This is a genomic window from Filimonas zeae, from assembly GCF_014641615.1.
GTDB classification, from domain to species: domain Bacteria; phylum Bacteroidota; class Bacteroidia; order Chitinophagales; family Chitinophagaceae; genus Filimonas; species Filimonas zeae.
Genome location: NZ_BMIB01000002.1, coordinates 576,011 through 587,355, shown reverse-complemented (window position 1 = coordinate 587,355; position 11,345 = coordinate 576,011). Strand labels below are relative to the sequence as shown.

The following is an 11,345-nucleotide window of genomic DNA, read 5'->3' as shown; positions in this document are numbered from 1 at the left end:
GCTGGTTATCAGGATATGGCCGGGGCTATGTTAAGATAATTTTATGTTTTTAACCAATTTAATAACTGCTATGCGAAAACTTTTACAGGTATTTCTGCTTTTAGTGCTTATCGTTTCTTACGATAGTGCGCGTGCCCAGATCAGTCCTTTGACAGGGGCGTACACTATTAACGCCGGCCAGGCAACCGGCGCCAAAAACTACCAGAGTTTTGAAGAAGCAGTACAGAGCCTTGCTTTAAACGGCGTTAGCGGCCCCGTTGTTTTTAATGTGGCACCCAACAGCGGCCCTTACAACGAGCAAATTAACCTTAATCCTATCAACGGCACTTCAGCAATAAACACCGTAACCTTTTTTGGCAACGGTAACCTTGTAAACTTTATTTCTACTAACGCCTCCAATAAAGGCACTGTAAAGCTGGATGGCGCAAAGCATATTATATTCGACAGCCTGAAAGTGGCTTTTACCGTTACCACTGAATTTGAGTTTGGTACCGGCTTTCACCTGTTAAGAGATGCGGACAGCAATATCATTCGTAAATGTGAAGTAGAGGCAGGTATGCTGCCAACAGTGGGTTACGTACAAAACTATTATGGTATTGTAATTGACGGTTCTGACGATCATTCCGTTGGCCTGGGTAACTGCGATTACAATATTATTTCCGGTAATAAAGTTACCGGTGGTTACTATGGCATATGGGTAAGTAACTGGGATCAGAATATGGAGGTTATTACCACTGCCAACAACAACCAGATTATAAATAATACAGTGATAAGCCCGCGTAATGCCGGTATTTATCTGATGCGTACCGATAACACGCTGGTTCAGGGTAATACTATTACCGGTTCACTTACCGACTGGAGTTTTAGCGCTATTAATGCGAATGAAGGTTGTTTTGCTACGCATATACTGGAAAACCGCATTCATGGTTTTAAGAATGCAGATCCTACTGCTTCGTATAATTTTAATGGCATTAGCTTTTTTGGTTGTAAGGCGGCACCGGGAAAAGAGAATGTGGTAGCCAATAACCTTATTTATGATGTTGATGCCAACAACAATTTTCGTGGCATTGAAGCCAATTACCTTATAACAGGCCTGAACGTATATAACAACACGTTTTATGTAAATACAGCCGCTGATAAAACAGTTACAGGCTTTTACTCAGATGCTACTGTTGAAGTAAACGGCAGCAATATTCAGATAAAAAATAATATTTTTTCGCTGTCTAACAGCGGAACTGCGCGTGCATATGGAGCGTATTTTGAAAATGCGCTTACTATGTGCGATATAGACAGGAACGATTACTATCTGGTAACGGCCACTGCCAACAGAGCCACTCCCGGATATTACAAAGCAAACTATAATACGCTGGAAACCTGGCGTACTGCTACCGGCTTTGACTTGTTAACACGTTCTATTGACCCTGTGTTTACAGATGCAGCGGCGTTTAATTTTAAGCCCACCGCAGCAGAACTGGATAACCGCGGCGTATACGTAGGCGTGGCAAAAGATATTGCGGGTGTAAACCGGAATACCAGCTTTCCTGATCCCGGTGCCTATGAGTTTGGAAGCAGCCCCTGTACTACTCCGGTGGTTGCCGGTTCTACCGGTATTTTTCCCGGAACTACGGTTTGTGAAGGCTCAATTGTAGCGCTGGATCTGACGGGTAACTCAGCAGGCGATGGCCAATCGTACCAATGGGTAAGCAGTGCTACTGAAAACGGTGAATATACCAATCTGGACGGTGCGTTGCAATCCAGTGCACATACTTTTACAGCAGCCACTCCGGTTTATATTAAGGCCAGGGTAACCTGCGGTACCGATACCAAACTTTCCGATGCGGTACTGTTGAATGTAAATCCATTACTGTCTGCCGGTATTTATACCATTAATAACCAGGTACCTACCGGTAACCGTAATTATAACAGCTTTGCAGATGCTATACGTTCTATGGACTGCGGGATTGCGGGCCCTATACAGTTTGAGGTGGCGGCAGGTAGCGGCCCTTACACAGAACAGATAACCATTCCTAAAATTAAAGGTGCTTCTGCTATTAATACAGTAACCTTTAACGGTAATGACGCTACCCTTACCTACGGTGCTTCTGTAAGTGCACGTAAGGCTACGCTGGTGTTAAGCAATGCTTCGCACACAATTATCAGAAACCTGAACATAGCAACTACTGCTGCTACTAACGCCATTGCTATTAATATTACCAATAACTCTGACAGTAACGTTATACGCAAGTGTACTATCAGCGCTCCATCGCTGAATGCATCCAGTATAGCTTGTATTGTGTTCAACGGCGGCCCTTCGGGTTCTATAAGCAGCGGTGCTTCCAACAGCGATTATAACGTAATTGACAGCAATATTATTAAGGGTGGTTATTACGGTATTTCTATGAACGGATCTGATTTTGCTGGTGGTGCGGCATGTGCTGTTAACAACTCCTTTACCGGTAACACCATTCAGGATTTCTTTTATTATGGTTTTTATATGACGTACAACACCAACACCCTGCTGGAAGGCAACGATTTTAGTCGCCCTAACGCAACTGCGGGTGGTACGGTGTACGCGGTATGGTACGGGCCTACGCTGGTGGGTGCCAATGTAAACCGGAACAAGATACACGACCTGTTTGCTAACTTCCTTACTTCTACCGGTACTGCTTACGGTATTCGTGTGGCTGGCGCCAATGCACCGGTTGATAAGCCTAACATGATTACCAATAACCTGGTGTACAACTTCCACGGAACGCCTACCCAGTACGGTATTTATGTACAAAGCAACAGTGAGAATACGAAAATTTATCACAACACCGTATCTATTGATGATACCAGTGCTACGTTTACAAGAGGAGGGGCCTGTTTTTATCTGAACAACGATGCCCCTGGCATAGAATTGAAGAATAACCTGTTTACCATGCGCAGAAAGGTATCTGCCAGAACCTATGCCATGTATATAAACAGAGCCACGTATCAGATTGTTTCTGATAACAACAACGCGTTTATTGATCAGAGTTCCAGCTTCCTGTATACCGGTTATCTGGGTGGTACTTTATATAAAACCATGGATGACTGGAAAGGTGCCGGTTTTGATGCCAACTCATGGGGGCTTAACCCGGGTTATGCCGATCCTGCCAATGGCAACTTTAAACCTACCGTAATGGCTTTGGCTAATAAAGGTGCTGCTTTAGGTGTGGTAAGAGATATACTGGGTACGCGCCGTAACACCAATACACCCGATGTAGGTGCTTATGAGTTTGCGTGTGAATACCCTGCCAAAGGTGTTGCTAAAGCAGATTCCATAGCAGTGTGTGAGGGTACAGCGGCTACTTTTGAGGTGAATGCCCCGGCAACAGGTGCCAATTACCTGTGGTACGATCAGGCTTATTACCCAGGCTTTACCGAAGGGCAGCAGGTGGGTGCGGGTAACACCTTTACCACGCCGGTTATTCCCAGAGATTCTGTAATCTACTATCTGGAAACAGTTGCTGTGAATGGTTGTGGCGATGCACAGCGCCATCGTGTAAAAGCAGTGGCCCTGCCTAAATTAGCCCAGGCGCCTGTGGTACATACCGCAGCTGTTACCGGCGAAACAGCCACTTTTGCATGGGATGCAGTACCGGGTGCCAAAGGGTACGAAGTATCCAGAAACTACATTGATTTTACCTTGCCCAGCTCCGGCGCACAGGGCCGTACACACGTAGTAACCGGCCTTAATGGTGGTGATACACTGAGCCTGGTGGTAAAAGCAACTGCAGACCTTACCTGTCAGGCTATTGTTTCTGACACTGCTTTTGCACGTACACTTACTTATAACTTCTTTGTTCCAAACATGTTCTCGCCTAACGGAGATGGTAAGAATGATGAGTTCAGAGTATATGGCAATACCATTGCTTCGTTAAAGCTGATGGTGTTTAACCAGTGGGGAGAGAAAGTATTTGAAACTGCTGACAAATTCCAGGGCTGGAATGGTACGTACAGTGGTAATCCGTTACCGGTAGGTGTATATGTGTATGTAGCACAAATGACATTTACCAACGGCTCTGCCCAAACCAGCAAAGGAACCGTAAGCCTGATTCGTTAATCGCCAAAACTATTTGTTATGAAAAGGAAACCGAATTATCTGATACTGCTGCTGGCTGCCTGTATAGGCGGCACAGCGGTGAAAGCACAAACCGATCCGCATTTTTCTCAGTATTATACATACCCCCTTTGGCTGAACCCCGGCCTTACAGGAGCTATTGATGGCGATTACCGCGTTACCGGTATTTACCGTAACCAGTGGAACAATATCAACAATGGTTTTTCAACGCCGGGTGTTTCTGCTGATATGGTTACGTCTAAAAACATTAACCTGGGTGTAAACCTGATGAACCAGACCGCAGCAGGCGGCGCTTATAACTACCTGAATGGGTACCTGAGCGTAGCCTATACCGGTTTCCGTTTTGGCAAAGAGGGCAACCAGCGCATCAGCATTGGTATTACCGGTGGTGTATTAAACCGCCGTTTTAACCCCTCTAAGTTCCAGACCGGCGCGCAGTGGGATGATGTAACCAACAGCCTGAACCTGAATATTCCTATGACGGATATTCTGGCAAAGAATGCTGCCATGGCGTTTGATGCCGGTGCCGGTGTAATGTATTTTGATGCAGCCCCTGGAAAAAAGGTAAACCTGTTTGCAGGCTTCTCTGCGTATCACCTTACACAACCGGATGATCCGTTTATTTCGGGTGGCGTGGGCCAGAAACTGCCGGTACGTTATACACTGCATGGTGGTGCTAAAATCAACCTTTCTGAAGTGGTAAGCGTTACGCCCAACCTGTTGTATATGAAACAGGGTAAAGCGGAAGAGAAAATGCTGGGTGCTTACGGACAGATAAGGGCTTCTGAAACCACCGATTTTTTACTGGGTGCCAACGTACGTCTGAAAGATGCGCTTTCGCCTTATGTAGGTGTATATCATAAAAACATGGTATTGGGTGTAAGTTATGATGTGAATACTTCTGATTTGTCTAAAGTGGCCGGTAGCGCCAACAGCTTTGAAATTTCATTAACCTTTACGGGAAGAAGAGGTGTGAAAACAGATGCCGTTCCGTTTGTATGTCCGAGACTGTAAGCATTCAATCACTTAACACTAAACTAATTTCAATGAGCAGTAATTATTCCTCCAGATATTTTATACTGGCTGCGGTGTGTTGCGGTGTACTGAGTGTATCGCAGGCGCAGTTTGTAAACAACTACAAAAAGGCGGCAGACGATTATTATGCAAAGGGCGATTTTAACTCCGCCGCTAAGTATTACGAAAAATATATAGGGCTGGCACCGTCTGCCAAAGGTGGTTATGATCCGTATCATATTCAGAAGCAGGGCAAGGCATCCGGCCAGGGCAATGCAGATGCGTTGTACCGCCTGGGCGAAAGCTATCGCCATCTTACCTACTATTCCAATGCAGAGGCAGCTTATAAGCAGGTTGCAGAAACCAATGCGGCCAGATACCCGCTGGCGCAGTACTGGTATGCAGTATGCCTGCGTGCCGGTGGCAAATATGCCGGAGCACAGCAGCAGCTGGAAGCGTTTCTGGCTAAGTATACTGCCAATGACGAATATAAAAAGCAGGCTACCCAGGAACTGGAAAACCTGCGTTTTATACAACAGCAACTGGCAGCCGGTGCGTCTGCCACTAAGCTGAGTAAGTTTGACAGCGGTATTAACCAGGAAGGGGCTAGCTATGCGGCTGCCTGGTTAAACGATGGTGGTATTGCTTTTACCTCTACCCGGGGTACTTATAATAATAGCCTGTATACCGCACCTGCAGTATCTGGTGCTGCTACTCCGTTAGCTATACCTGCTGCTGATAAAAAGCAACAAGGCGTAGCTTCTTTTACGGCAGATGGTAACCGTGTATTTTTTACTGCCTGGGATGCCAAAGCAGATGGCAGCAGAAGCTCGGCCATTTACACCAGCGAGAAAAAGAATAATGTGTGGGGGCAACCCGTGCAATTGGGCAATACCGTAAACGAACCCGGTTTTAACGCCAGGCAGCCACAGGTTACCGCAGATGGTAAATACCTGTTGTTTGCTTCTGATAAGCCAGGTGGGGCGGGCAAGTTTGATATATGGTATGCGCCCTTACAGCCCGGCGGTAAAGCAGGCAAGGCAGTAAATGCCGGTACTGTTATTAACACGGCAGGCAATGAGGAAGCGCCTTTTTACCACCAGGCATCTGGTAAACTTGTTTTTGCCAGCGATGGTAAAACCGGTATGGGTGGGTTTGACCTGTTTGAAGCCAAAGGCGCACCTGAGGCTGCCTGGGAAGCCCCGGTAAACATGGGCTATCCGGTAAACTCAGTAAAAGATGATATCTACTTTGTAAGCCGCCAGGATAAAGACCTGCTTACGGATGCTATCATCAGCAGTGATCGTTCTTCGGCCTGTTGCCTGGAACTGTTTGCAGTAAACAGGCCGCAGGAAGTAAAGGCCCCTGTGAAGGAAGAACCACCGGTAGTGGTTACACCAACACCAGTGCCTGAAGAAGCACCTAAGCCGGAAGTGGTGGTGGAAAACAATAAAGCCTTACTGCAACACGTATTGTTTGAGTTGGATAAAGCAGAACCTGATGAAGCAGGCTACAACCAGTTGAGGGCGGTAGCTGCTTACTTACAGCAACATGCAGACGTAAAGGTGGAGATTGGTGCCCACACCGATGGTACCGGTACCAGAGCGCATAACCTGAAACTGTCGCAGGCCAGAGCAGAAGTGTGTGTGAAATTCCTGGTAAGCGAAGGTATTGACAAGGCAAGACTGGTAGCGAAAGGTTATGGAGACTGCTGCCCGCTGGAAAAAGAAACCACGGCTGATGGCAAAGACAATGAAGCAGCAAGAGCCAAGAACAGACGTGTGGAAATGAAAGTGTTGTAGTTTTTTCTGAAAAACTGATTGTTGTTATATGTCCTTTGCTGTTGTACCACAATGGCAAAGGACATTTTAAATACGGGGTATATACAATGAGGCGTTCTGTAACATCTATCATAAGTGTACTATTGTTATGGCTTACTGCCGGTGTGCTAACGGCCAAAGGTCAGCTGGCCAGCAGCCGGGAAATGGATTTTGTGGTGGTTTATCCTTTTACCAATACAAATCAGGCCTCTATATACATATGTACCCGTGATGAGCCTGCTACAGTAACCCTTAATATACGTACAGATGCGGGTATTACTCCGCGTGTGTATCAGGTTGCTGCACGAACGGCGATGGAGGTGCAACTGACCAACCTGAGTACGATAATACTTTTTGCCGGAGTGGGCGTTTCGCATGAAAGGGTGTTTAACAGGTGTGTGGAAGTGCATTCCACCGCGCCCATTTCGTTGTACAGCCATTTTTATTCTCCTGATTATGCGGGCGGTACTCAGGTGCTTCCGGTAGATGCCTGGGGATTTACTTACCAGACAATGGATGCGCCTTACGATAACAATGGATATGTATGTGTGGCTGCCGCATTTGATGATACGCGGGTGGAGATTACTCCGCCTATTGACACGGAAGGAGGAAGACCTGCTGGTGTGCCTTTTACTGTTGATTTGAAAAAAGGACAGGTATATCAGATGTTAAGTTCCGCTGTTACGCGTACCGATAAAGGCGAACTTACCGGAACCCGTGTACGTTCTGTGCCGGGTGCTTCCGGGCGTTGCCAGCCTGTGGCAGTGTATGCAGGCGCTTCTTCTATGTATATACATACTGAGTATCCTTCTTTTGATGGCTCTTCCGATTTTGAAATAAAACAGATGACGCCCCTCACCAGCTTGGGCAAACGTTTTCTTACGGCTCCTTACTCGGCTTCCGGCAATAGCAAAACGTTTAATTATTCTATTATCCGCATTATGGTTACTAACCCTGCTACCGTGGTAAAAGTAAATGGGGTAGTGCAAACAGGGTTAATTAACAATACTTATTACCAGCTGATTACTAAAACGGCCAGTTATATAGAGGCAGACCAGCCAATAGCCGTGGCGCAATGTATGCTTTCGCGTTCGGAACCCAACTACCCGGTTTCCGGAGAGGGCGATGGTGAAATGGTAATGATTAGTCCGCTGGAGAATGCGGGCAAGGCTGCGGAGTTTATTAATACCTACCGGTTTGAAGTATTATATAATTATGTAACGCTTGTTATTCCTACAGAAGGGTTAAAATCGTTAACCATTGATGGTAGTAATACTTTTGATCATACCTACCCCCATCCTAACGCACCTGGTTATACAGTAGTAATAAAAAGATGGATATCGGAAGGCAGGTATTGTGCGGTAAAAAGCGATTCTGCTTTTACTGCTTTAGCTTATGGTATGGTTGGCTATGAAAGTTATGTGTTTGATGTAACCCGCATACATGTGCCCAAAACGGAGGTGTGGATGGGTGGGGAGGTAGGTGGCGGTATCACCAAAGCCTCTTGTATTAAAGATTCTTTTGGTTTTGTATTAAAAACGGAATATAAACCGGAGCGTATTGAATGGGCGCTGAAAGGCATTGCCGGCCTGGTGCCCAATGCAGCAGACGTTGTGCAGGTTAACCCGGTACCGGATAGTGTAGTAATAAGGGATGGATGGCCACTCTATTACTATACGGCACCCGGCAGTTTTCACTTTACAGCAGCAGGCAGTTATGCCATACCTGTAACGCTTACTATTCCTGTGCCGGGTGGCTGTTCTATTATTAAACACCTGGTAGATACCGTAAAGGGAAAGGCGCTGCCGGTGGCTGACTTTACAACGCAATATCAGGGCTGCCTGCCTTTTACCGCTACGTTTACAGCCGGTGCTGCGGGCGATACCAGCACGCTGGTGCAATGGAACTGGCGTTTTGGGGCAGATAAAGCCACTACGCCTGTTACCACTTACGGGTATAATACCACCGGTAAAAAAACGGTGGCGCTGGAAGTAACCAGCGCCAATGGCTGTAAGGCCGATACGGTAAAAGAGTTTACCCTTACACAGGGTGTGCCACCGGTGGCTGCATTTACAGTGCCGGCAACAGTTTGCCTGCCTTATGGTGCGGCTGTATTTACCAACCAGAGCACTTATGGCGGAAATATAAACGACCTGCAGTTTACCTGGCAATTTGGTGAAGGGGGCGTGGCTACAGGAAAAACACCTGAATACCATTATCAGTCTGCCGGTTCCTATAACGTAACGTTGATTGCTACAGCGGCGGATGGTTGTGCAGATACCGTATCGCATCCTTTTGCTGCATTTGCTTATCGCCCTAAGGCCGGGTTAAACGTATCGGCAACTGCCATCTGTATTAACAACAGTATTTCGTTTACAGATGCTTCTGCACCTGCTTCGGGTAGCAGCATACGGGCCTATAGCTGGCAGCTGGGTGATGGAGCTGTTTCTACACAGGCCTCGCCCGTAAAGGTGTACAATACGCCGGGCACTTTCACTATTATGCACCATGTAACCAGCAGCGATGGTTGTGTAAGTGATACGGCATCGGCTACCGTTACGGTATATGATACACCTAAAGTAGATGCCGGGCCGGATCAATCTATTATACAAGGCAGTGGGGCAGTGCTGCGGGGCAACGTGGTTGTAAACGGTGCATATACTTTTGAATGGTCGCCGGTTGCCACCTTAGTGTCTTCCAATACACTTAATCCTGCCGCCAGCCCTCCTGAAACACAGCGGTATTACCTGCAGGCCACCACTGGCAATATGTGTACGGCTAAAGACAGTGTGCTGGTTACGGTATTGCTATCTATTTTACCACCCAATACATTTACACCTAACGGTGATGGTATACATGATACCTGGGTAATAGAAGGGCTGCAAACCTACCGCAGTGCTACTGTACAGGTATTCAGCAGGTGGGGGGCTAAGGTGTTTGAATCGAAAGGGTATGCGGTACCCTGGAATGGAATGCAGAATGGCAACCCGCTGCCTGCCGGTACCTACTATTACATTATTAACCCCGGTACACCGGATAAACCACGGCAAACCGGAACAGTTACTATTATACGCTAAGGGCCGCAGGCTAGCGGTGTAAAGTGTATTTCAGGTTGTCGAACAAACGTTCTGCTAGCTTGCGGTCTTTAGTAATAATTTCACCGGTGCCTTTAATCTGAAACTTAAAATCCAGTTGCGAACCATAGTTTGTTGTAAGCTGGTGAGGAAGGGTAATATTTACCAGGTAAGTTTCTATATCACCACTGGCGGTTTTTACGGGGTTGGTAGTTAATGATATGGAAGATACTTTACCGGTAATACTGCCATACTCGGCAAAGGGGTAGTTTTCCAGTTTTACTATAACATTCTGGCCGGTTTTTACCTTGCCTGCTCCGGCAGAAGGCAGAATCATCTGCCCTATAATTTTGTCCTGAAGCGGTACGATAGTAAAAATGGCATCTCCGGATTGAATAAACTCATCATTGGTGAGGAACTTCAGAAACTCCACCTTGCCATTCATGGGCGATTTAAAAACATATTTTTGTTCCCATTGTCTGATATTGCCCATAAGATCGGTATAAGTAGAAATAAGCTCCAGCTTTACTTCCCGCTCTTTTTCTTCTTTTTGTATACTAACCTGTTGCAGTTGATTAATAGATTGCTGCAGTTGCTCACGCAGGTTGATAATGTTGCTGAGTGTTGATTCATGGGCGTCTTTGGCAGAGACTTTATTCATATGTGTTTTGTCAATCTCTGCTTCTGCCAGTATATGTTCGGAGAACAGGGTGGAATCCCGTTTATAAAACTTATTGGTAAGGCGCATGGTTTCTGTACTGTTCTCCAGTTTTTTGTGTGCTAAATCCAGCAGGTTTTGCTGTTCTGTTATAGATTGGCGCAATACTTCTTCCTGTTTGGTAAACAGGTTGTGTTTATAGAACGAAACGAAGTGTTCGTAAGCACTGAGAAAGGAGAAGTAGGCAGCATTCAGTTCGCCCAGTGAAACGGTACGCGGAAATGCTTCCAGGCGTATGTTGGGAGCGTTCAGGTTAAAGTTTTCGGCAAGCAGCTGTATTTTCTGCACATCTGCTGCCTGGGCGGCATTTCTGATAATGGCAATGTAATCGCCTTTTTTTACGGCGCTTTGCGAGTGAAAACTGTTCAGATAAATATTGCCGGAGCTGTTGGCTACCAGTTTAACCGGGGCGCTTTCTGCGTTAATGGTAATGCTGCCTGTAACAACATCAGGATACCGTATGGTAAAACCGAATACAGCAAGTAGTATTACTATAAACAATACCACCATACTTATCCAGAAACCAAACCGGTTGGGCATCCGGTCTATAATTTCCTGTATCTCCTCGGTTCTTGCTACGTTTTTTAATTCAGGCTGTTCTGTCATAGCTATAG

General features: G+C 46.3%; 5 protein-coding genes. 4 read left to right on the top strand and 1 reads right to left on the bottom strand.

What is annotated here, in order from left to right; genetic code table 11:
• Window positions 1-70: 70 nt before the first annotated feature.
• From IEY13_RS09245 to IEY13_RS09230, 4 genes are all read left to right on the top strand, one after another.
• Window positions 71-4,087 (top strand): T9SS type B sorting domain-containing protein, encoded by a 4,017-nt coding sequence (locus IEY13_RS09245; RefSeq protein ID WP_188951691.1) that lies wholly within the window; start codon window positions 71-73, stop codon window positions 4,085-4,087.
• Between the two features lie 18 nt (window positions 4,088-4,105).
• Complete coding sequence (locus tag IEY13_RS09240) at window positions 4,106-5,119, top strand: PorP/SprF family type IX secretion system membrane protein (protein ID WP_188951690.1); 1,014 nt, start codon at window positions 4,106-4,108, stop codon at window positions 5,117-5,119.
• Window positions 5,120-5,151: 32 nt separating this feature from the next.
• On the top strand, window positions 5,152-6,921 hold the full coding sequence (locus IEY13_RS09235) for an OmpA family protein (protein WP_188951689.1): 1,770 nt from the start codon (window positions 5,152-5,154) through the stop codon (window positions 6,919-6,921).
• Between the two features lie 86 nt (window positions 6,922-7,007).
• Window positions 7,008-10,016 carry a PKD domain-containing protein gene (locus IEY13_RS09230; RefSeq protein ID WP_188951688.1) on the top strand — a complete coding sequence of 1,003 codons (3,009 nt, stop codon included), beginning with the start codon at window positions 7,008-7,010 and terminating at the stop codon, window positions 10,014-10,016.
• A gap of 10 nt (window positions 10,017-10,026) precedes the next feature.
• On the opposite strand, the gene IEY13_RS09225 is transcribed toward IEY13_RS09230, so the two are convergent.
• A complete protein-coding gene (locus tag IEY13_RS09225) occupies window positions 10,027-11,337 on the bottom strand; it encodes an HlyD family secretion protein (protein ID WP_188951687.1) in 1,311 nt (436 codons plus the stop codon).
• Between the last annotated feature and the right edge of the window lie 8 nt (window positions 11,338-11,345).

Bases quoted from the DNA above. Each gene is read 5' to 3' on its own strand.
- IEY13_RS09235 (WP_188951689.1), top strand. From the start codon at position 5,152: ATGAGCAGTAATTATTCCTCCAGATATTTTATACTGGCTGCGGTGTGT.
- IEY13_RS09240 (WP_188951690.1), top strand. From the start codon at position 4,106: ATGAAAAGGAAACCGAATTATCTGATACTGCTGCTGGCTGCCTGTATA.
- IEY13_RS09225 (WP_188951687.1), bottom strand. From the start codon at position 11,337: ATGACAGAACAGCCTGAATTAAAAAACGTAGCAAGAACCGAGGAGATA.
- IEY13_RS09230 (WP_188951688.1), top strand. From the start codon at position 7,008: ATGAGGCGTTCTGTAACATCTATCATAAGTGTACTATTGTTATGGCTT.
- IEY13_RS09245 (WP_188951691.1), top strand. From the start codon at position 71: ATGCGAAAACTTTTACAGGTATTTCTGCTTTTAGTGCTTATCGTTTCT.